This window comes from Streptomyces sp. MBT53 (assembly GCF_016654115.1).
Lineage (GTDB): Bacteria > Actinomycetota > Actinomycetes > Streptomycetales > Streptomycetaceae > Streptomyces.
In genome coordinates this window covers 1-20979 of sequence record NZ_JAEQAZ010000156.1, presented here as the reverse complement: position 1 = coordinate 20979, position 20979 = coordinate 1, and the positions used below count along the sequence as shown (strand labels likewise).

General features: G+C 70.4%; 20 protein-coding genes and 1 pseudogene. 17 read left to right on the top strand and 4 right to left on the bottom strand.

The window, feature by feature from the left end; translation table 11 throughout:
* Window positions 1-43: 43 nt before the first annotated feature.
* Window positions 44-715, bottom strand: coding sequence for a 1-acyl-sn-glycerol-3-phosphate acyltransferase (locus tag JHN45_RS38440; protein WP_200716494.1), 672 nt, complete (start codon window positions 713-715; stop codon window positions 44-46).
* A gap of 319 nt (window positions 716-1034) precedes the next feature.
* Here JHN45_RS38440 and JHN45_RS38435 point away from each other — a divergent pair, with 319 nt between their 5' ends.
* The 3 genes from JHN45_RS38435 (at window position 1035) to JHN45_RS38425 (ending at window position 3339) form a co-directional block, all read left to right on the top strand.
* On the top strand, window positions 1035-2216 hold the full coding sequence (locus JHN45_RS38435) for a glycerophosphodiester phosphodiesterase (RefSeq protein WP_201054203.1): 1182 nt from the start codon (window positions 1035-1037) through the stop codon (window positions 2214-2216).
* A 73-nt stretch (window positions 2217-2289) separates the two neighbouring features.
* A complete protein-coding gene (locus tag JHN45_RS38430) occupies window positions 2290-2796 on the top strand; it encodes a sigma-70 family RNA polymerase sigma factor (protein ID WP_201054202.1) in 507 nt (168 codons plus the stop codon).
* 45 nt (window positions 2797-2841) lie between these two features.
* Complete coding sequence (locus tag JHN45_RS38425) at window positions 2842-3339, top strand: GNAT family N-acetyltransferase (protein ID WP_019066311.1); 498 nt, start codon at window positions 2842-2844, stop codon at window positions 3337-3339.
* A gap of 3 nt (window positions 3340-3342) precedes the next feature.
* Here JHN45_RS38425 and JHN45_RS38420 read toward each other — a convergent pair whose 3' ends face one another.
* Window positions 3343-3777 carry a hypothetical protein gene (locus JHN45_RS38420; RefSeq protein WP_200716491.1) on the bottom strand — a complete coding sequence of 145 codons (435 nt, stop codon included), beginning with the start codon at window positions 3775-3777 and terminating at the stop codon, window positions 3343-3345.
* Window position 3778: 1 nt separating this feature from the next.
* Complete coding sequence (locus JHN45_RS38415; protein WP_019066313.1) at window positions 3779-4138, bottom strand: hypothetical protein; 360 nt, start codon at window positions 4136-4138, stop codon at window positions 3779-3781.
* 51 nt (window positions 4139-4189) lie between these two features.
* Here JHN45_RS38415 and JHN45_RS38410 point away from each other — a divergent pair, with 51 nt between their 5' ends.
* The 11 genes from JHN45_RS38410 to JHN45_RS38360 all read left to right on the top strand — a co-directional run bounded on the left by JHN45_RS38410 (window position 4190) and on the right by JHN45_RS38360 (window position 17956).
* Complete coding sequence (locus JHN45_RS38410; protein ID WP_201054201.1) at window positions 4190-4840, top strand: HAD family hydrolase; 651 nt, start codon at window positions 4190-4192, stop codon at window positions 4838-4840.
* Between the two features lie 328 nt (window positions 4841-5168).
* Window positions 5169-6203, top strand: coding sequence for a methionine ABC transporter ATP-binding protein (locus JHN45_RS38405; RefSeq protein ID WP_201054200.1), 1035 nt, complete (start codon window positions 5169-5171; stop codon window positions 6201-6203).
* The gene (locus JHN45_RS38400; RefSeq protein ID WP_201054199.1) at window positions 6200-6904 is read left to right on the top strand and encodes a methionine ABC transporter permease; all 705 of its coding nucleotides are present in this window, start codon (window positions 6200-6202) and stop codon (window positions 6902-6904) included. Before JHN45_RS38405 ends, JHN45_RS38400 begins: the two co-directional genes overlap by 4 nt.
* Window positions 6905-6983: 79 nt before the next feature.
* Window positions 6984-7817 carry a MetQ/NlpA family ABC transporter substrate-binding protein gene (locus tag JHN45_RS38395; protein ID WP_200716226.1) on the top strand — a complete coding sequence of 278 codons (834 nt, stop codon included), beginning with the start codon at window positions 6984-6986 and terminating at the stop codon, window positions 7815-7817.
* A 32-nt stretch (window positions 7818-7849) separates the two neighbouring features.
* Entirely contained in the window at window positions 7850-8686 is an 837-nt protein-coding gene (locus JHN45_RS38390) for a MetQ/NlpA family ABC transporter substrate-binding protein (protein WP_201054198.1), read from the top strand.
* Window positions 8687-8829: 143 nt separating this feature from the next.
* Window positions 8830-9468 carry a GNAT family N-acetyltransferase gene (locus JHN45_RS38385; protein WP_200716224.1) on the top strand — a complete coding sequence of 213 codons (639 nt, stop codon included), beginning with the start codon at window positions 8830-8832 and terminating at the stop codon, window positions 9466-9468.
* A 115-nt stretch (window positions 9469-9583) separates the two neighbouring features.
* Entirely contained in the window at window positions 9584-10807 is a 1224-nt protein-coding gene (gene cbiE / locus JHN45_RS38380) for a precorrin-6y C5,15-methyltransferase (decarboxylating) subunit CbiE (RefSeq protein WP_200716223.1), read from the top strand.
* A 384-nt stretch (window positions 10808-11191) separates the two neighbouring features.
* A complete protein-coding gene (gene cobT / locus JHN45_RS38375) occupies window positions 11192-15280 on the top strand; it encodes a nicotinate-nucleotide--dimethylbenzimidazole phosphoribosyltransferase (RefSeq protein WP_201054197.1) in 4089 nt (1362 codons plus the stop codon).
* A gap of 154 nt (window positions 15281-15434) precedes the next feature.
* Complete coding sequence (gene cobA / locus JHN45_RS38370; protein ID WP_200716221.1) at window positions 15435-16667, top strand: uroporphyrinogen-III C-methyltransferase; 1233 nt, start codon at window positions 15435-15437, stop codon at window positions 16665-16667.
* A 64-nt stretch (window positions 16668-16731) separates the two neighbouring features.
* Window positions 16732-17550, top strand: coding sequence for an RNA methyltransferase (locus JHN45_RS38365; protein WP_019059837.1), 819 nt, complete (start codon window positions 16732-16734; stop codon window positions 17548-17550).
* Window positions 17551-17560: 10 nt separating this feature from the next.
* Window positions 17561-17956 carry an NUDIX domain-containing protein gene (locus JHN45_RS38360; protein WP_200716220.1) on the top strand — a complete coding sequence of 132 codons (396 nt, stop codon included), beginning with the start codon at window positions 17561-17563 and terminating at the stop codon, window positions 17954-17956.
* 187 nt (window positions 17957-18143) lie between these two features.
* Here the strand turns inward: JHN45_RS38360 and JHN45_RS38355 are convergent, their stop codons facing one another.
* On the bottom strand, window positions 18144-19511 hold the full coding sequence (locus JHN45_RS38355) for a serine/threonine-protein kinase (RefSeq protein ID WP_201054196.1): 1368 nt from the start codon (window positions 19509-19511) through the stop codon (window positions 18144-18146).
* Between the two features lie 197 nt (window positions 19512-19708).
* On the opposite strand from JHN45_RS38355, the gene JHN45_RS38350 reads away from it, so the two are divergent.
* The 3 genes and pseudogenes from JHN45_RS38350 to JHN45_RS38340 all read left to right on the top strand — a co-directional run.
* On the top strand, window positions 19709-19984 hold the full coding sequence (locus JHN45_RS38350) for a hypothetical protein (protein ID WP_026150855.1): 276 nt from the start codon (window positions 19709-19711) through the stop codon (window positions 19982-19984).
* A 212-nt stretch (window positions 19985-20196) separates the two neighbouring features.
* A complete protein-coding gene (locus JHN45_RS38345; protein ID WP_026178166.1) occupies window positions 20197-20406 on the top strand; it encodes a hypothetical protein in 210 nt (69 codons plus the stop codon).
* A 267-nt stretch (window positions 20407-20673) separates the two neighbouring features.
* Window positions 20674-20979: pseudogene (locus JHN45_RS38340) on the top strand (aminoglycoside phosphotransferase family protein); the annotation flags it as partial.

Here is a 20979-nt window from a genome sequence, read left to right as displayed (position 1 = left end):
ACTGCGCGACCAGCCACAACGCACCCGCACTCGAAAAACAGCGTTACGCAGCCTTCGCCTTGGTCGCATACATGTCCACGTACTCCTGCCCAGACAACCGCATGACCTCAGTCATCACAGAGTCCGTCACAGCCCGCAGCACATACCGATCCCGGTCCATCCCCTCGTACCGGGAGAACTCCATCGCCTCACCGAACCGAACAGTGACCCGCCCGGGGCGGGGAATCCCCGCACCGCCGGGCTGCAACTTGTCCGTACCGATCATCGCGAACGGAACAACCGGCGCGCCCGTCATCATCGTGAGCCGGGCGATGCCGGTACGGCCGCGGTACAGGCGGCCGTCGGGCGACCGCGTGCCCTCGGGATAGATCCCGAAGACCTTGCCCTCTTCGAGGATGCGGCGGCCGGTCATCAGCGCGGCGACCCCGCCGTTGGCACCGTCCCGGTCGACCGGGATCATGCCGACGCCGGTGAAGAACCAGGCCATGAGGCGGCCCTTGAAGCCCTTGCCGGTGACGTACTCGTCCTTGCCGATGAAGAACACCTGCCGGTCGCAGACCAGCGGAAGGATCATCGAGTCGATGAACGTGAGGTGGTTGCCGGCGAGGATCACCGGGCCGTCGTCGGGGATGTGCTCCGCGCCCTCCACCCGTGTGCGGAACATCAGGCGCATGATCGGTCCGAGCACTGCCTTGATGAGCACGAAGCGGGACAACGGGCCCTCCGGTGTCAAGGGGTCGATATAAAACTGTGCAGGTGAGGACGATACTCGCGGTGCGCCGCGTATTGCACATCGGGTTCACCGAGGTCTTACGCAGTGTTGACGCACGTTTACCTGCGGTGTCGCTCCGGAGACGTCCCGTAACCGGGCCGCCATGTTGTGACGCATCTCGCGTACCTTGCTGATGGCGTGTCAAACCTCGCCTTGCCCGCGACATCCAGCGTCACCGCCGTGTTCCGGCCGAGGTCTCCCGTTCGTCATGTACGCGCACCTACGATCGGCGCGCACCGACGGGGCGACGCCAGGAGGTTTCATGGACACGCAGGGAACGCAGGGGCCGAACGAGCGAGCCAACGGCACGGGACGACGGGCGCTTCTCGGCGCGGCCGTGCTCGGTGCGGGAGTGGCCGCACTGGGACCGGCGGGCACCGCGAGAGCGGCCGAGGCCTCGACGGCCCGTCACGGCGGTGGTCTGAAGGATCTGCCCAAGCCGACCATCGTCGGGCACCGGGGCACCAGCGGCTACCGTCCGGAGCACACCTTCGGCTCGTACAACCTGGCCCTCGACCTGGGCGCCGACATCGTCGAGGCCGGTGACCTCGTCCCCACCAAGGACGGTCACCTGGTCTGCCGTCACGAGCCGGAGATCGGCGGCACGACGAATGTCGCGGACCACCCCGAGTTCGCGAGCCGCAAGACCACCAAGCTTCTCGACGGCGTCTCCGTCACCGGCTGGTTCACCGAGGACTTCACGCTCGCCGAGCTGAAGACCCTGCGCGCCATCGAGCGCATTCCGGCCAACCGCCCGCACAACACGCTCTACAACGGCCGCTGGGAGATCCCGACCTTCGAAGAGGTTCTCAAGTGGCAGGACGAGCAGACCCGTAAGCGCGGCAAGCAGGTCTGGATCTACCCCGAGATGAAGCACCCCACCTACTTCCGCAAGCGCGGCTTCGACATGGAGAAGCTGCTCTCCTCGACCCTGCGCAAGCACGGCAAGGACAAGCGGAACTCGCCGGTCCTCATCCAGTCCTTCGAGCCGACCAGCATCCAGAAGATCAGCAAGCTGGTCCGCAACAACCTCGTGGTGCTGCTGTCCGGCACGGGCACCCGCCCCTTCGACTTCGTCGACCTGGGCGACCCGCGCACGGTCGACGACCTGGTCACCCCCAAGGGCCTGGCCGAGATCGCGACGTACGCGCAGGGACTGGGCCCGACGCTCGACCTGATCATCACGAAGAACGCCGACGGCAGCCTGAACAAGGAGACCACCCTGGTCGCCGACGCGCACAAGGTGGGCCTGATCCTGCACCCCTACACCATGCGCAACGAGAACCCCTTCCTGCCGCTGGAGTACCGCAAGGGCACGGCGGTGGACGCCTACGGCGACGCGTTCGGCGCCTTCAAGCGCTACTTCGCCACCGGCATCGACGGTGTCTTCACCGACAACGCCGACACCGGTCTGCTGGCCCGCGCGGACTTCGTCAACGGCTGAGCCCCGCGCCCCGTTGGAGTGACAGACGGCCGCCCCGGCAACCTTCCGCCGGGGCGGCCACGTCGTGCCGCATATGACACACCAACTCGTCGCCACCCTGCGCCCACTGCTCGCGGCCGAGGCCTCCGCCGAGGCATATGCCTCCGGAACCGAACCGGCCGACCTCGAACAGGCCGTCTGGCTCCGCCTCCTGGAACGCCTCGACGCCTCCGGCCCACCGGTCGACCCCGAGCGCTGGCTCCGCCGCGCGGTCCGCTCGGAGGCCCAGCGCACCCGCCGTACGGCGCGTCTCGAACAGTCGTACGGCGATGATCCCGTCGAGGACGGCGACCGCGGCCCCGAGCAGGTCGCCCTCACGGCGGCGCGGCATCGCGCGCTGCACGACGCGGTGCGTCGGCTGCCGGGTCGCTGCCCGCGTCTGATGGAGGCGCTGCTGTCGCCCAAGGACCTCACCTACCGCGAGATCGCGGGGGAGTTGGGTATCTCACAGGGCAGTCTCGGCCCGGAACGTTCCAGATGTCTGGGATGTCTTCGCCGATTGCTGACGCCGGAGGTTGCGGCCCGCGAAGCACGGGGATAGGAGTGAGAACCACATGGTGATCAGGTGAGCGGGAGGCGTGCGCACATGGGCATGAGTGTGACCATCTCGGTGGCGACCGAGCAGGACGCGGAGCAGATCTTCAGGCTGCAGTACCTGTGCTTCCAGAGCGAGGCGGCGCTGTACGGCAACTACCGCATCGACCCGCTCGTCCAGAGCCTCGACTCGGTCCGGGCCGAACTCGGCTCCGACTGCGTCTTCGTGGCCCGGCTGGGCGAGGAGGTGGTCGGCTCGGTCCGCGGCACGGTGACCGAGGACGGCGCCGCCGCCATCGGCAAACTCTGTGTCCACCCGCGCCTCCAGGGCCACGGCATCGGTGCCCGCCTCCTCCGCGCGGCCGAATCGGCCCTCGCCGAGGAACGCGGCGCCAAGAAGTTCCGCCTCCACACCGGCCACCGCAGCGAGGGCAACCTCCGCCTGTACCGCCGCGTGGGCTACGAGACCGTAGGCACCTCCCAGGGCGACGACGGCGTACCGATGATCGTCCTGGAGAAGCCGGTCGAGGCCTACGTCGCCACGGCGTGACCGCTACTGACTGACGGCGTCGCGGTTCTTCCGGAGCCAGTACAGCGCGGACAGCGGCAGCAGCACGGGGATGAAGATGTACCCCGCGCCGTAGTACGACCAGACCGTCGCGTCCGGGAAGGCCGAGCTGTCGATCACGGTCAGCGTGCCGACGATCAGGACACCCGCGAGTTCGGCGGCGCAGCACGCCTGTGCCGCCCTGCGGGCCCTCTCACCGCCGCGGATCAGGGAGTACGTGATGAAGCCGTACACCACACCCGCGACGGCCGAGAGGGAGTAGGCGAGCGGGGCCCGGTCGAACTCGGTGGCGATCTGGTAGACGGAGCGCGAGACCGCGCCGACGACCATCACGCCGTAGAACCAGACGAGCAGCATGCCGGGCCCGCTGATGAGCCGCTTGGGCTTCTCTTCCGCGGTGTTGTCTTCCACGGTGGTCATCTCAGCTTCCCCAGATGTCGTAGAGCCGGACTTCGAGCACGGCCAGGACAACGGCGCCGGCCGCGACCGTCGCGGTGCCCCAGCGGGTGCGCTCCGCCAGGGACATGAAACCCGCCGCCGGGACCGCCGCGAACGCGCCCAGCAGATACGCCACGAAGATCGCCGTGCCCTGCTCCGCCTTCTCGCCGCGCGCCAACTGCACGATGCCGACCACGAGTTGGACCGTGGCCAGCAGGGTGACCACGGCCATGCCGATGAAGTGCCAGTCCTTCGTCGACTGGTCGCGGTAGGCCGCCCACCCGGTCCAGGCGGCGAGCAGCAGCGCGGCGACACCGATCGCCAGCGTCAGGGCATCAAGCATGCCGCGACCCTATTACGGGCCAAAAGACCCGGTGACCGTAGGGTCGGGAACATGAAGATCCATGCTGAGGCCCTCCTGTTCGACAACGACGGCACGCTCGTCTCCTCCCTCGAATCCGTGCGCAGGTGCTGGACGCGCTGGGCGGAGGAGTTCGGGATCACCGCGGAGGACTTCGCCCGGGTCGAACTGCACGGGCGGACCGCCGTGACGATAGCCGCCGACCTGCTGCCCGCCGACGTCGTCCCGGCGGCGGTCGCGCGGATCGAGGCGCTGGAGGTCGAGGACGTGGCCAACGGGGGTGCCGTTCTGCTGCCCGGCACGCGCGACTTCCTGGACTCGTTGCCCGCCGACCGCTGGGCCGTCGTCACCTCCGCCACTCGCCGGCTCGCCGAGGCCCGGCTCGCGCACGCCGACATCCTCCCCAAGACGCTCGTGGTCGCCGAGGACGTCACACGCGGCAAGCCCGACCCCGAGCCCTACCTCCTCGCCGCCCGCCAACTGGGCGTCGACCCGGCCCGCTGTGTCGTCTTCGAGGACGCCCCGGCGGGACTCCGGGCGGGCCGCGCGGCCGGAATGATCACCGTGGCATTGGCCACAACGCATGAGGCCCGCGAGCTCGACGCCGACCTTGTTGTGAGTGACCTGTCAGCCTTGTCCGCGCTGGTCAGCGACGGGGGAGTGGAGATCTCCGTGCGTGGTTGACGGGCGTCCGCCGCTGTCCGGCATGCGGACAGCGGCACTTTGTCAGGACCGTACGTCTGCTTTACTGATTCCATGACCACGACGAGCTGCCGCACCCTTGCGACCGAGGCGACCCTGACGCCCGGTGCTCGTTGTATGTGTCGAATGTGCGCCTTCTAGAGGGCCCCCGCACCACCCCCGGGCCAACCGCCCCAGCCTCGCGCCCCGAAGCGAGCCGCCGTGGCACGTCCATGCGCTGAACGCCGTGTGACTCCGCCGCCCCACGCACATTTCCCCCCTCGTACCAGGGCACATCCACGCCCTTGTACTCGACAGTCATGGAACCCCAGTGATCACCACATCGGGCCTGACCAAGGTCTACCGCTCACGCGGCCGTGAGGTCACCGCCCTCGACGGCGTCGACCTCCACGTCCGCGAAGGCGAGGTGTACGGCGTCATCGGCCAGTCCGGCGCCGGCAAGTCCTCGCTCATCCGCTGCGTCAACCTGCTGGAGAAGCCCACCGCAGGCACGGTCACCGTCGACGGGCAGGATCTCACCGCCCTCGCCGGGCGCGGACCGCGTGCCGGACGGGAACTCCGGCAGGCGCGCAGCCGTATCGGTATGGTCTTCCAGCACTTCAACCTGCTGTCCTCGCGGACCGTGCAGGACAACGTCGAGCTGCCGCTCGAAATCCTCGGCAGGTCGGGGAAGGAACGATCCGCCAAGGCCCTCGAACTCCTCGACCTCGTCGGGCTCGCCGACAAGGCGAAGGCCTACCCGGCCCAGCTCTCCGGCGGCCAGAAGCAGCGCGTCGGCATCGCCCGCGCGCTGGCCGGCGACCCCAAGGTGCTGCTCTCCGACGAGGCCACCAGCGCCCTCGACCCGGAGACCACCCGCTCGATCCTCCAGCTGCTGCGCGACCTGAACCGGCAGCTGGGCCTGACCGTCCTGCTCATCACCCACGAGATGGACGTCGTGAAGTCGGTCTGCGACTCCGCCGCGCTCATGCAGCACGGGCGCATCGTCGAGTCCGGGACCGTCAGCGAACTGCTCGCGACCCCGGGCTCGGAGCTGGCCTCCGCGCTCTTCCCGGTCAGCGGCGAGGCGGGCGGCGCGGAACGGACCGTCGTCGACGTCACCTTCCACGGCGAGGCCGCCACCCAGCCCGTCATCTCCCAGCTCTCGCGCACCTACAACATCGACATCTCGATCCTCGGCGCCGCCATCGACACCGTCGGCGGACTCCAGGTCGGCCGTATGCGCATCGAACTGCCCGGCCGCTACGACGACAACGTCGTGCCGATCGGCTTCCTGCGCGAACAGGGCCTGCAGATCGACGTGTTGGGCCAGGAGCCCGTACTGCTGAAGGAAGGTGCCAAGTGAGCTGGTCCGAGATGCAGCCCCTGCTGTCCCAGGCGTGTTGGGACACGCTCTACATGGTCGGCTGGTCCACGGTCATCGCCGTCGTCGGCGGACTCCCGCTCGGCGTCCTGCTGGTCCTGACCGACCGCGGCGGACTCCTCCAGAACGTGGCCGCCAACAAGGTCATCGGGCAGATCGTGAACGTCGCCCGCTCGCTGCCGTTCATCATCCTCATGGTCGCGCTGATGAACTTCACGCGGACCATCACCGGGACGACGATCGGCCGCGAGGCCGCGATCGTGCCGCTCGCCATCGGGGCGATTCCCTTCTTCGCGCGCCTTGTCGAGACGGCTGTCCGCGAAGTGGACGGCGGGCTCGTCGAAGCCGTGCAGTCGATGGGCGGCAACACCTGGACGATCGTGCGCAAGGTCCTCGTACCGGAGTCCCTGCCCTCGCTGATCTCCAGCACGACCACCACGATCGTCGCGCTCATCGGCTACTCCGCGATGGCCGGCACGGTCGGCGCGGGCGGCCTCGGCGACATCGCCATCCGCTACGGCTACCAGCGCTTCGAGACCCAGCTGATGTGGATCACCGTGGCGATCCTCGCGGTCGTCATCTCCCTCATCCAGTTCGCCGGCGACTACGCGGCCCGCTCCGTGCACCGGCGCGGCGGACGATCGGGACCCGCGCCGAGGCTACGGCTGCTGAAAGCCGCGTAGGCCCACCCCTCACCCAGACTCCCCGCACCACCCAAGGCGGGGTCGTAGTACGCGACACCCTTCAGGAAAGGCACTTTTCGTGCGTAACACCGCAAAGCTCACCACCGCCGTCCTTGCCGCCGGAGCGCTCACCTTCGCGCTCTCCGCCTGCGGCTCGGACAAGGGCTCCTCCTCGGCCTCCGACTACAGCGGACCGCTGGTCGTCGCCGCGAGCCCCACCCCGCACGCCGAGATCCTCGACTACGTCAAGGACCACCTGGCGAAGAAGGCCGGACTCGACCTGGAGGTCAAGGAGTTCACCGACTACGTCACGCCGAACACGGCGACCGAGGACGGCTCGGTGGGCGCCAACTACTTCCAGAACCAGCCGTACCTGGACGACTTCAACAAGAAGAACGGCACCCACATCGTGCCCGTCGTCACGGTCCACCTGGAACCGCTCGGCCTCTACTCCCACAAGGTGAAGAGCGCCGACGCCCTGAAGAGCGGCGCGACGATCGCCGTCCCGAACGACAGCGTCAACGAGGCCCGCGCCCTCAAGCTGCTCGCGGCGAACAAGCTGATCACCCTGAAGGCCGGCGTGGGCAACGAGGCAACCCCCGCGGACATCACCGACAACCCCAAGAAGCTCAAGTTCAAGGAGCTGGAGGCGGCCCAGACCCCGCGCTCCCTGGACGACGTCGACGCGGCCGTCATCAACGGCAACTACGCGATCTCCTCGGGCCTGAAGCCCGCCAAGGACGCCCTCGTCCTGGAGTCCGCGACGAACAACCCGTACGGCAACTTCCTCGCCGTGAAGAAGGGCAACGAGAAGGACCCCCGCGTCAAGAAGCTCGCGAAGCTGCTGACCTCGCCCGAGGTCAAGAAGTTCATCGAGGACAAGTACGCGGGCTCCGTCATCCCGTCGTTCTGACCGTCCTTCTGAACAGAGTCGGGGGACTCACCATGCGCAAGAACATCGCCGTCACCGCGGCCGGACTCGCCATCACCCTCCTCGGCCTCACGGCCTGCGGTTCGGGCTCCGACACCGGCAGGAGCAGCGGCAAGGACGACGGCACCCTCGTCGTCGGCGCCACCGCCGTGCCGGCCGGCGAGGTCCTGACGTACATCAAGGACAACCTCGCCGCGAAGGCCGGACTCGACCTGGAGATCAAGGAGTTCACGGACTACGTCCTGCCGAACACCGCGCTCCAGGAGGGCTCGCTGGACGCGAACCTCTACCAGAACCAGCCCTTCCTCGACGAGTTCAACAAGAGCAAGGGCACCGACCTGGTCTCGGTCGTCAAGGCGTACCTGCCGCCGATGGGCGTGTACTCCAAGAAGATCGAGGACATCGCGAAGCTCGGCGACGGAGCCACCGTCGCCGTGCCGAACGAGACCACCAACGAGGGGCGCGCCCTCAAACTCCTCGCCGCCAAGGGGCTGATCACCCTCAAGGCGGGCGCGGGCACCGACGCGTCCCCCGCGGACGTCACGGCCAACCCGAAGCACCTGAAGTTCAAGGAGCTGGACCCGGCCCAACTCCCGCGCTCGCTCGACGACGTGGACGTGGCCGTCATCAACAACAACTACGCCCAGGACGCGGGCCTCAGCCCCGCCAAGGACGCGATCCTCCTGGAGTCGGCGAAGGACAACCCCTACGCCAACCTCCTGGCCGTCAAACGCGGCAACGAGGACGACCCCCGGGTCGCAAAGCTCGCGAAGCTGCTCGTCTCCGCCGACGTGAAGAAGTTCATAGCGGAGAAGTACAAGGGCTCTGTCCTGCCCGTCACTTCAGGCTGACGGGGGCGTATACGGCGTATCACCACGCACGGGGTCCACTCGCTCACCGCGGGTGGACCCCGTGGTGCGGTTCACTGCTTTCATGCTGCATGCTGGGCAGTTCAGGTTGCCCTGAACATTTTCCAAAGGTTACGGAGTGGCGCATGACTAGCACCTTCCCCAACATCTCCATCAGCACGGAGCGGTTGGTGCTGCGGCCCCTCGACGAGGACGACATCCCCGCGCTGACGGAGATGATGAACGACGAACAGGTCGGGTCCTGGACCGACGTGCCCCAGCCCTTCACCGAGGACCGGGCCCGCCGCTGGATCACCGAGTACGCGCCCACGGAACGCACTTCGGGCCGCGGTCTCGACCTCGCGGTCACCGAGTTCCTCACCCAGCGTCTGGTCGGCATCGTCCAACTCGCCAAGACCAACTGGCACGTTCGGTCCACCGAGCTGTCGTACATCATCGCGCCCTGGGCCCGCGGCGAGGGCTACGCCTCCGAGGCCGCCCTCGCCACCGCCCAATGGCTGTTCGGGGACCAGAAGCTGGAGCGCATCGAACTGCGCACCGCCGCCGACAACACCGCCTCCCAGCAGGTCGCGCAGAAGATCGGCTGCATCAGCGAGGGCGTCCTGCGGGGCGCCTGCATAGCGCACGTCCGCAGCGACGACGGCATCTGGAGCGACGTCCGCACCGACTTCATCGTGTGGAGCCTCCTCCCGGAGGACCTGGAGGGCACGGCGGAACAGCTCGCCGACATCGACGGTTTCACGTCACTCGCCGACTGGAACTGAATTCGGCGGGTACGACCACGGGAGCACCGCCCAGCCGCACCAGGTACCCTCACGGTGCCCGCGTACGGGCCGCTGCCCCTGACGACCTGCGATGTACCCCTGGAGACTGACGACGATGGCCGACCGCGTCACGGTGATCGGCTGGGACGGCTCTCCGCTGACAGCTGCGGCACGCTCCGCGCTGAGCGCCGCCACCCTGGTGGCCGGCGCGCCCCACCATCTGGAACTGCCCGAGGTGCCGGCGGGCGCCGAACGCATCCGGCTCGGCAGCGTGGCCCTCGCCGCCCGCCGCATCGCCGGCCGCCGGGGCACCGCGGTGGTGTTCGCGGACGGCGATCCGGGCTTCTTCGGAGTCGTACGGACCCTGCGCGCACCCGAGTTCGGCCTGGAGGTGGAGGTCGTCCCCGCGGTCTCCTCGGTGGCCGCGGCCTTCGCCCGCGCCGGTATGCCCTGGGACGACGCACAAGTGGTCGTCGCACACAGACGCACCTTGCGACGCGCGGTGAATGTATGCCGGGCCCACACAAAGGTCGCCGTCCTTACCTCGCCGGGCGCCGGTCCCGCCGAACTCGGCCTGCTGCTGGAGGGCGTCCACCGCACCTTCGTCATCTGCGAGGAACTCGGCACCGAGCACGAACAGGTCACCGTCCTCACCTCCGACAAGGCCGCCGACCGCACCTGGCGCGACCCCAACGTCGTCATCGTCATGGGAGGCCCGGTCGGCCCCGCCGTCACGACCGGCCCGGGCGAGGGCTGGATCGCCGGCCGCGACCCGTCCGCCGTCTCCCGAGGCTGGACCCTCCCCGCCGAGGCCTACGTCGGTGAGCTCGGTGAGGGCGAGACGGAACTGCTCCGGGCCGCCCAACTCGCCCGCCTGGGCCCGCGCGTCGGCGACCTCGTGTGGGACATCGGCTGCGGCAGCGGGGCCTTCGCCATCGAGGCGGCCCGCGCCGGAGCCGCCGTCATCGCCGTCGACCGCGACCCGCAGGCCTGCGCCCGCACCGACTCGGCGGCCCGCAGCTTCGGCGTGCACCTCCAGATCGTCAAGGGCGACGCCCCGCACATCCTGGAGAACCTCCCCGAACCCGACGTGGTACGGGTCGGCGGCGGGGGAGTGGCCGTCGTCTCCGCGGTCGCCGACCGGCGCCCGCAGCGCATCGTGGCGCACGCCTCGACCCGCGACGAGGCCGAACTCGTCGGCCGCGACCTGACGGAGCACGGTTACCACGTCGAGTGCGCCCTCCTCCAGTCCGTCGAACTCGACACCAGGGCCTGGACGGAGACCGAACGGAGCGTCGCGTTCCTGCTCAGCGGCCTCCTTCCCGAGCGCGTTTCGTGACCCCTCGAACCGTCCCCGTGATCCTGTTGTCGTACTGCGCGCGGTAGGCTGGCGGACCGTTGTACCGCACAGGGTGGACCGGCGCTTCGTTCGCCAATGTCCGGAAAACCCGCCCGTTTTGGGGTGTGTGTGGTACAGCGGAACCGGAGGACGCGCAACGTGGCGCAGTCCACAGCGGGCCGTCGCGGATCAAGCTGCCGTGACGGCGCAACGGCCGCGACAATGCCATTCAATGGCTTTGTCGTCTAAATGGCTTTGTCGCTTTTTGGCGTCGGGTCGTTCGTGCCGCTGGACAGGCACGCTCGTTCTCCACTGCGGGGCGGTCGGTGCGCCGTTCCCGGAGAGCGGGTCGTAGAAGCACTAACCGATGGGCGAGGGGTACGCATGACCGACACCGGCCAGGTCCCGGCCGAGGGGTTGCCGGAGAACGCAGGCATGGTGGAACAGCCGAGCGTTCCCGCACACGGCGCGTACACCTACCACTCCGAGACCACCGCCGAGGACGAGGATCTGCTGCTCCTGCCGGGCGCCCAGGGCGCCTGGGGCAACGAGGTCCCGCCCCCCGTCCCCGAGCCGGTCGTCGAGACCGTCCAGGAGTCCGTTCCGCTCGAGCCCGCGGTGTACGAGCCGGGTCCGCACGACTCGGTTCCGCACGGGCAGGGTTCGCACGAGACGGCTCCGCACGAGCCCGGTCCGCACGAGACAGCCGGTCGCGACAGCGGTTCCGTCGACCTCGGTGCCGTCCGGCTCGCCGAACCGCCGCCCGCGCCGGTCACCCCGCGCCGCCCGCTGCATCTCGGCCCGCCCCTCCCCGACACCTCCGCGAGCCCGGTCCGCTCTCTCGCCGACCGCGGCCCCGCGGGTGCGCCGGTACGGCAGACCGGCCGCCCGACGACCGGCCCCGAGTACCTCGACACACCCCAACTCCGCGACCTGCCCCCGCAGGGCGCGGCCCCCTGGGGCGCCCAGGCGCCGGCCGGCGCAGCGGTGCGAACGGCGGAAACGGTTGCTCCGGCACCGGCGCCCGAACCGGGCCCGGAGTCCGGCGGCGCGGCCCAGGCCGCGGTCGCGAGGCTCGCCACGGAAGCGGTGAACGGGGCGGTCGCCACGGCCCCCGACGCGGGGGAGGCCTGGCAGGGCCACGGCCAGCTGTACGCGGCGGAGGCGGTCGCGCCGGCAGCGGTGTCCGTTTCGGTTCCCTCGGCGTCCTCCGCTTCTTCCGCCTCTTCAGTTCACGCGAGTACCGAGAGCTCTGGCACCGCTGGTGTCCCCGAGACGGGTCAACTGCCCGAGGGCGCCGAGGAGTTGGGCGCCGGGCAGATCCAGGACGGCACCGGGTTCGTCAACGGGCACGACCAGGGTGTCGAGGCAGGCGTGGCTTACGACGCCGGGCAGGTCGCCCAGGTCGTCGGCGCTCACGATGCCGAAGGCCTTGGTGCCGAGACGCTGCCCGGCCATGGTGCGGGGGTGGACGCCGAGGCGGAGTTCCCGCACGGTGACGGCCCGGCTGTCGGCCCTGAGGCCGTGTACGGTGACGGCCCCGGCGCGGAGGCACCGCTCCTGCATGGCGTCGGCCCCGAGACTGAGGGCGCCGTCGTCCACGGTGATGGCCCCGGCATCGAGGCCCCAGTCGTCCACGGCGACGGCGACAGCGATGGCTCCGGCCCTGAAGCGGTCGTAGTCATGCACAGTGACGGATCTGGCTCCGAGGCCGTACTGCCGCTACCGCACCTGGCAGGCTCTGCCCTCGATGCCGTGATCGCGCACGGCGGGACCCCCGTGTCCGATGCCGCGCCCGCGCAGGTCGACGACGCCCCTGTTTCCGATGGCGCGTCCGTTCAGACCACCGACCAAGCCCCCGAGGGTGCGTTCGTCGCCTCCCAGGCCCCGGCCCCGGAAGACGTAGCCGTTGCGGAGCCGAGCCAGGCACAGGGCGTCGCGTTCGCCCCGGATGCCGACCAGGTTCCCGACGTCGCGCAGGTCCAGGAGACCGCGGACGAGGCTCAGGAGGCCGAGGCAACTCCCCCTGTTCCTACGGGAGTCGAGACACCGATCATCCCCGAGGCCGAGCCGCTCGCCATCGCTGTAGACCCGGCACAGCCCGCCCCCACGGCCGACGACCCGGCTCCGCTCGCCGAGGCCGAGGCGGTCCCGACCCCGGTTCCGGACGCGGCGTACCCGGACGGCGCGGTCACGCCCGCCGAGGTCGTCCCCGCACCGCTCGCCGAAGGCTCACCCGTCCTCCTCGACGCGGCCCCGGGCGACCCGGCCTTCCAGCCCACCGCCGCACCCGAAGCCGTAGCGGAGCCGGAGCAGCAGTTCACGGTCGAGGCGGAGCCGGTACTCGCGCCGCAGCCGATCGTCGCCGAGGGCCACGGAGCGGAAGGTACACCTCTGGCCCAACCCACCACCCCGGACGCCGAGTTCGTCGAGTTCGCCGAGGTGCCGCAGGCCGTCCCGGCGGGCGCCGACCCCGACGACTCCCTGGGCCGGTTCGTGCCGGTGGAGGGCTCGGTGCCCACCACCCCGCACCTCGCACCGACCCCGCCGCATCCCCTCGTCGTCCCCACCGAGGAACCGACCGGCGGTCCGGAATCCTTCGCCACCGTCCCCGGCCCCCGAGAGGCCGATGCCGACGGTGAGCCCGAACTCGTACAGCACGCGGACGACCTGGACACCCGGGCCGCCGACCAGGAAGAAGAGAGCACGGCCGCAGTGGAAGACGTACGAGAGTCCACCGGCCCTGCCGCACCCGCCTACGACGACGCCGAGCGCGAGGCCGTGCTGAAGGTGATGCGCGAGCGCCGTGACATCCGCAACGGCTTCCGCAGCGACCCGATCCCGCACGACGTGCTGCTGCGCGTGCTGGAGGCGGCGCACACGGCGCCGTCCGTCGGGCACTCCCAGCCGTGGGACTTCGTGGTCATCCGTTCCGCCGACACCCGCCGCAACATGCACGAACTGGCCCAGAGCCAGCGCGAGGCGTACGCGAAGTCGCTGCCCAAGGGCCGGGCGAAGCAGTTCAAGGAACTGAAGATCGAGGCGATCCTCGACACCCCGGTGAACATCGTCGTCACCGCCGACCCCACCCGCGGCGGCCGGCACACCCTGGGCCGTCACACGCAGCCGCAGATGGCGCCGTACTCCGCCGCCCTCGCGGTGGAGAACCTGTGGCTCGCGGCCCGTGCCGAGGGCCTCGGGGTCGGCTGGGTCAGCTTCTTCGACGAGCGCGAGATGGTCCGCGCGCTCGGTCTGCCCGAGCACCTGGAGGTCATCGCGTACCTCTGCGTCGGCTACGTCGACGAGTTCCCGGACGAGCCCGAGCTGATGCAGGCGGGCTGGTCCAAGCGCCGCCCGCTGTCGTGGGTCGTGCACGAGGAGACGTACGGCCGCCGTGCGCTGCCCGGCGAGGACCCGCACGACCTGCTCGCCGAGACCGTCGCCGGGATCCGCCCGCTGGACGCCAAGGCGCTCGGCGAGGCGTGGGAGCGGCAGAAGCGGATGACGAAGCCGCCGGGCTCGCTCGGCATGCTGGAGATCATCTCCGCGCAGCTGTCCGGTCTTTCCCGGCAGTGCCCGCCGCCGATCCCGGAGCCCGCGGCCGTCGCGATCTTCGCGGGCGACCACGGTGTGCACGCGCAGGGCGTCACCCCCTGGCCGCAGGAGGTGACGGCCCAGATGGTCGCCAACTTCCTTGGCGGCGGCGCCGTTTGCAACGCCTTCGCGAGCCAGGTGGGCGCCGAGGTGTGTGTCGTGGACGTGGGTGTGGCGTCCGAACTGCCCGCCACACCAGGCCTGTTGCCCCGCAAGATCCGGGCCGGTACGTCCGACATGACGACCGGTCCCGCGATGACCCGCGAGGAGGCCAAGCAGGCCATCGAGGTGGGCATCGAGACGGCCCGCGACCTCGTGGCGGCGGGCAACAAGGCTTTGCTCACAGGGGAGATGGGCATCGCGAACACCACCGCGTCCGCCGCCCTGATCTCGGTGTTCACGGACACGGACCCCGCCGACGTCACCGGCCGGGGCACCGGCATCAACGACGAGACCCTGGCCCGCAAGACGGAGGTCGTGCGCCGCGCGATCGAACTCCACCAGCCGGACCCGGCCGACCCCATCGGCGTCCTCGCCGCGATCGGCGGCTTCGAACACGCGGCCATGGTCGGCCTGCTGCTCGGCGGCGCCTCCCTGCGTACGCCGGTGATCCTGGACGGCGTCAGCGCCGGCGCGGCGGCTCTCGTCGCCCGCGCCATCGCCCCCGAGGTTCTCGCGGCCTGCATCGCGGGCCACCGCAGCGCCGAACCGGGTCACGTCGCCGCCCTCAACAAGCTCGGCCTGCGCCCCCTGGTCGACCTCGACCTCCGCCTCGGCGAGGGCACGGGCGCGCTGCTGGCCCTGCCGCTGGTGCAGAGCACGGCGCGGGCGATGCACGAGGTGGCGACGTTCGATTCCGCCGGGGTGACCGAGAAGTAGACGCTCGCAGGGGGCTGTGGCGGCTCAGCCAGTGGACCGGCTGAGCCGCCACAGCCCCCTGCCCGTAAAATCTGCACGTCAGGGCCACCGCACGTCGTACCGCACTCGTACAGCACGTCGGGCAAACCCGCCGTAAAAGAGGAGCCGCACCCTCATGGCCGAAAACCCCGCCTACCCCGTAGGCCTCCGCCTCACCGGCCGCCGGGTCGTCGTCCTGGGCGGCGGTCAGGTCGCCCAGCGCCGCCTCCCGGCGCTCATCGCGGCGGGCGCGGACATCACCCTCGTGTCCCCCGAGGCGACCCCCTCGGTCGAGGCGATGGCGGACGCGGGCGAGATCACCTGGGAGCGACGCCCGTACGCGGACGGCGACTTGGCGGACGCCTGGTACGCCCTGATCGCCACCACCGACCCCGAGGCCAACACCGCCGCCTCCGCCGAGGCGGAGCGCAACCGCGTCTGGTGCGTCCGCTCCGACGACGCCGACCAGGCCACCGCCTGGACCCCGGCGACCGGCCACAGCGAGGGCGTCACCGTCGCCGTACTCACCACGGACGCGCGCGGCCGGGACCCCCGCCACACCGCCGCGATCCGCGACGCCGTCGTGGCGGGCCTGCGCGACGGCACCCTGGTGGCCCCCCACCACCGCACCCGGACGCCCGGCGTCGCCCTCGTCGGCGGCGGCCCCGGCGACCCGGACCTCATCACGGTCCGCGGCCGTCGCCTCCTCGCCGAGGCCGACGTCGTCATCGCCGACCGCCTCGGCCCCCGCGACCTCCTCGCCGAACTCCCCCCGCACGTCGAGGTGATCGACGCGGCGAAGATCCCCTACGGCCGCTACATGGCCCAGGAGGCCATCAACAACGCGCTGATCGAACACGCCAAGCAGGGCAAGTCGGTCGTACGGCTGAAGGGCGGCGACCCGTACGTCTACGGCCGCGGCATGGAGGAGGTCCAGGCGCTCGCCGAGGCCGGCATCCCGTGCACGGTCGTACCCGGCATCTCCAGCTCGATCTCGGTACCGGGCGCGGCCGGGATCCCGGTTACCCATCGCGGGGTCGCACACGAGTTCACGGTGGTCAGCGGCCATGTCGCCCCTGACGACGAGCGCTCCCTGGTCGACTGGCCGTCCCTCGCGAAGCTCACCGGCACGCTGGTGGTCCTGATGGGCGTGGACAAGATCGGGAAGATCGCCGAGACCCTGATCGCGCACGGGAAACCGGCCGACACCCCGGTCGCGCTGGTCCAGGAGGGCACGACGGCCGCCCAGCGCCGGGTCGACGCGACCCTCGCGACGGTCGGCGAGACCGTACGCGCGGAGGACGTGAAGCCGCCGGCGGTGATCGTCATCGGCGCGGTCGTCACCGTAGGCCCGGAGGCTCTTGCGTAACCCCGGGTAACACAACCCGTTCCCAGCCGTTGGCACGACACCCAGGACAAGGCAGTATCACCCTGTGGCCGATCTCATCACCGTTGAGGATCCCGACGACCCGCGCCTGCGTGATTACACGGGCCTGACCGACGTAGAGCTGCGCCGCAAGCGCGAACCGGCCGAGGGCCTGTTCATCGCCGAGGGCGAGAAGGTCATCAGACGGGCCAAGGACGCGGGCTACGAGATGCGCTCCATGCTGCTGTCCGCGAAGTGGGTCGACGTCATGCGGGACGTCATCGACGAACTCCCGGCCCCCGTCTACGCGGTGAGCCCGGAACTGGCCGAACGCGTCACGGGCTACCACGTGCATCGCGGCGCCCTCGCCTCCATGCAACGCAAACCGCTCCCCACAGCAGACGAACTCCTCCAGACCACCCGCAGGGTGGTGGTGATGGAGTCGGTGAACGACCACACCAACATCGGCGCGATCTTCCGCTCGGCGGCGGCACTGGGCATGGACGCGGTCCTGCTCTCCCCGGACTGCGCTGACCCCCTCTACCGCCGCAGCGTGAAGGTCTCGATGGGCGCGGTGTTCTCCGTCCCCTACGCCCGCCTCGACAGCTGGCCCAAGGGCCTGGAGTCGGTCCGTGAGGCGGGTTTCACGCTCCTGGCCCTCACCCCCGACGAGAAGGCCAAGAGCCTCGACGAGGCGGCCCCGCACCGCATGGACCGGGTCGCCCTGATGCTGGGAGCGGAGGGCGACGGCCTCTCGACCCAAGCCCTGGTGGCGGCCGACGAATGGGTCCGCATCCCCATGGCCCACGGCGTCGACTCCCTCAACGTGGGCGCCGCAGCTGCCGTAGCCTTCTACGCGGTGGCCACCGGCCGCCCCGAACTCTAAGGAGCACGGCTTGGCGCAGCGCGAGGCGATCGTCGCAGTCCTCCGGCGCGCGGACCGCGTCCTGGTCATCCGCCGCGGCCCCGACTCCGCCCGCTCCGGCTACTGGGCCCCGCTCAGCGGCAAGCTCGAACCGGGCGAGACCCAGGAAGAAGCCCTGGTCAGGGAAGTCCACGAGGAGGTCGGCCTGGCGGTCGCCCCCCTGGCCAAGGTCTGGCAGTCCGAGACCGACGACGGCAGCTTCCGCCTCCACTGGTGGACCGCCACCGAAACAGGCAACGGCACGATCGTCCCCGACCCGGGCGAGGTCTCCGAGGTCCGCTGGGTCACCCCGTCGGAGTTCCTGACGATGGCCCCGCTGTTCGACGCGGACCGGGAGTTCTTCGAACGAGTGCTACCGAACTTGTAAGCGCGGCCGGAGCCGCACACTTTTTGACCCAGGCCGGCATCATCCAGCCCGTCCGGCGTTTGAGGACGAGGCCCCTTCAGGGCCGAAGCGGGGTCTGGGGGCGCAGCCCCCAGGCGGGGCCAAAGGGGCGGCAGCCCCTGGTGACGGGACGGGTAGGGGCGGCGGGGGCGAAACAACCCCACGCTCACTACTCGGCGAAACCCCCCACAGCCCCGAACCGCCCATCCGCCCCCACGACGAGCTGCACACCGCCCCCCGTACGCCCAAGCCCATGCGCAGGCCCCGAACACCCCTGCGCCACCGCGATACCGAGCGCGACCAGCAAGGTCACCACCACGAACACGAACAACCGCTGCCGCAGCAGCCGCGGGTTGGCAGGCCGCCGCCCGGTACCCGTGGTCCGCGGGCCGGGCCGCCCGGTGCCACTGCGCGGAGCGGGCCGACTGCCACTGCCGTTGCCGGACCGCGTGGTGTTGCGCCCGGCCGGAGTCGGCCGCGCCGAACCCGGCCGCGAAGGAACGCCCCCACCCCCACGGGAGGGACTGCCACCACCCCGCGACGGCGGAGCCGCACCACGAGGAGCAGGAGTCCCCTGCGGACCCTGCGAGCCCTGCGGACGCCGCCCGCCCTGCGTGCGCTGCTGCTCGGGATAGCTCTCGGTGAGCCGCCCGGTGGGCCGGTCCGCTTCACCACCGCGCGGCGCGGGCGGTCGTACGTCCGACAGACCCTGGGCCTCGCGGGCGGCGATCTCCTTGAGCCGCAAGGACAGTTGGAGGGTGCTGGGCCGCTCCTCGGGGTCCTTCGCCAGGCACGCGCGGACCAGCGGAGCGAGCGCGTCCGGCACCCCGTGCAGCTGCGCCTCCTCGTGCACCACGCGGTACAGCATCACCTCCGAACTGCCGTGCCCGAAGGGCGAGTCGGAGGTAGAGGCATACGCGAGCGTGGCGCCGAGCGAGAACACGTCCGTGGCGGGCGTGACCGCAGCCCCCCGCACCTGCTCGGGCGCGAGGAACCCCGGCGACCCCACCGCCGTACCGACGTGCGTGAGCGTCGACGCCCCGGTCGCCCAGGCGATACCGAAGTCGATGATGCGCGGACCCTTGGGGGACAGCAGAATGTTGGACGGCTTGAGATCCCGGTGGACGACACCGGCCTCGTGCACGGCGACGAGCCCCTCGGACAGCGCGGCCCCGATCGCGGCGACCTCGGCAGCCCCCAGCGCCCCCTCGTCGGCGACCTTGTCGTGCAGGGAGGGCCCGGGAACGTACTGCGTCGCGAACCACGGCCGGTCGGCCTCAAGATCCGCCGCGACCAGCCGGGCCGTACAGCCACCCCGAATGCGCCGCGCGGCCGACACCTCGCGCGCGAACCGCGAACGAAACTCCTGGTCCTCCGCCAGATCCGGCCGGATCACCTTGAGCGCGACCCGCTGACCCTTGCGGTCGGAACCCAGATAGACGACGCCCATTCCGCCCGCGCCGAGCCGTCTGTGAAGCCTGAACGAGCCGACGACGCGCGGGTCCTCGCGCCTCAGGCGCATCATCGCCATGTTCATCCCCGCTGCCCGGTCCGTATGACGAGCGACAGCTTACGTTTCCACCGCCGCCCGCGTGCAAAGGCCGCGCCCTCTCGGACCGACGGATTGTCAGTGCCGGGTGGGAAACTTTGAAGGGTGGTCAGAGGCCGTGCGAACAGCAGGACTTCGTACTGCCCCCAACCCCAACCAACCATCACAGAAGGGGGATTGAGCGCGTGAAGGGTGATCGCGTCGAGATAGTGGTGGACGCCGGCGACACAACGCGAACGTACGAGGTGGTGGCGAGCAGGGCGGGCCGCAGGGTGGAGACGGCGGTACGACGAGGTGTCGTGGAAGTGAGCGAAGTCACCCGCAACGGCTCCGTGGTCCGCACCGCCCGCTTCATGGCGACCCGGGTCCTCGCCCTGGTCGAGCAGCCGGTCCCGCGCGAGGACAGCTCAGAGAAAGCGGGGCACACCGGACTCCCCCTCAGGGAAGACCCCGAGACCTAGGACCCCGTCTCCACCCAGGGGAGTAGTTCGCAGGTCATTGCTCATCCTCCGGGAGGCCCGCCAATCGGTACGAGGGCATGACGACCCGCACCCGCCGCACGCCTAGATTTGAGGTCAAGCGGCGGGTGCAGCACTCGTCCCCCGAGGTCAGACACCCGCCGCTGCCAACGACAACTGAGTTCGGTCAACGGAGCACGGTCAGGAGAGGGACCATGGCCCACACGGCACCGCGGGCATTGATCCGCGAAGAGGGACGCAAGGCGTACAACGCGGCGTTCCGCACCCGCCGCACAGGCCGTCGCCACCCACTGGTGGCGACCTTGATGGCCCTTCCCCTGGCGGTCCTGCTCCTCGTCGTCTTCGACGGCTGGGAGACCGTGGCCACACAGGCGTCGTCCGTGGGAGTGATGCTGGGGCGCTGAGCGGCGACCCCAGGCCCGGAAGAGCGGTCCGGGCGGGGACATCAACCCATGAAACCCCGTGGGGACGGGGGTGCGGCGGACGGCAAAAAAAGCCGGCGCAGCTGGGGAGCTGCGCCGGCTTTGCTTTGCCCGAGGGCTATAACGCCGCGGACTGAGCGCGCCCATAGGGGCGCGGGGAACTGCGCGCCCAGCCCCCACCGGCCCGCAGCGAACCACATGCCGAGCCGTACTCTCCCGACGAGAGCCGCACGACCCAGGGGGCCCCGCATGAACCACCAACTGCTGCCCGACCTGACAGCCCGAGCCACGACAGCAGCGCACACCAAAGCCCCCACCTGCCCCTGCGGAGCCACCGCGACCCTTACGGACCGCCCCGACGGCACAGTCGTCCGCCACGCAGCCACCGTCGCCAAGGCCCACGCCCCGCACACAAACCCCACGGACCTCGCCGCCCGCCTCAAAACGGCCACCCACCTCCCCGGCATCCTCCTGCCCCCACTGGACCCCACCCCCGTCACCCTGCACGACCGTCAGGTGACCTTCTGGCCCTACGGCAGCCCCGTGGACCCGGAC

Excerpts from the sequence above, each read along its gene's own strand:
- JHN45_RS38435 (WP_201054203.1), top strand. The coding sequence starts at position 1,035 with ATGGACACGCAGGGAACGCAGGGGCCGAACGAGCGAGCCAACGGCACG.
- JHN45_RS38430 (WP_201054202.1), top strand. The coding sequence starts at position 2,290 with ATGACACACCAACTCGTCGCCACCCTGCGCCCACTGCTCGCGGCCGAG.
- JHN45_RS38425 (WP_019066311.1), top strand. The coding sequence starts at position 2,842 with ATGGGCATGAGTGTGACCATCTCGGTGGCGACCGAGCAGGACGCGGAG.
- JHN45_RS38420 (WP_200716491.1), bottom strand. The coding sequence starts at position 3,777 with ATGACCACCGTGGAAGACAACACCGCGGAAGAGAAGCCCAAGCGGCTC.
- JHN45_RS38415 (WP_019066313.1), bottom strand. The coding sequence starts at position 4,138 with ATGCTTGATGCCCTGACGCTGGCGATCGGTGTCGCCGCGCTGCTGCTC.
- JHN45_RS38410 (WP_201054201.1), top strand. The coding sequence starts at position 4,190 with ATGAAGATCCATGCTGAGGCCCTCCTGTTCGACAACGACGGCACGCTC.
- JHN45_RS38390 (WP_201054198.1), top strand. The coding sequence starts at position 7,850 with ATGCGCAAGAACATCGCCGTCACCGCGGCCGGACTCGCCATCACCCTC.
- JHN45_RS38385 (WP_200716224.1), top strand. The coding sequence starts at position 8,830 with ATGACTAGCACCTTCCCCAACATCTCCATCAGCACGGAGCGGTTGGTG.
- cbiE (WP_200716223.1), top strand. The coding sequence starts at position 9,584 with ATGGCCGACCGCGTCACGGTGATCGGCTGGGACGGCTCTCCGCTGACA.
- cobT (WP_201054197.1), top strand. The coding sequence starts at position 11,192 with ATGACCGACACCGGCCAGGTCCCGGCCGAGGGGTTGCCGGAGAACGCA.
- cobA (WP_200716221.1), top strand. The coding sequence starts at position 15,435 with ATGGCCGAAAACCCCGCCTACCCCGTAGGCCTCCGCCTCACCGGCCGC.
- JHN45_RS38355 (WP_201054196.1), bottom strand. The coding sequence starts at position 19,511 with ATGAACATGGCGATGATGCGCCTGAGGCGCGAGGACCCGCGCGTCGTC.
- JHN45_RS38345 (WP_026178166.1), top strand. The coding sequence starts at position 20,197 with ATGGCCCACACGGCACCGCGGGCATTGATCCGCGAAGAGGGACGCAAG.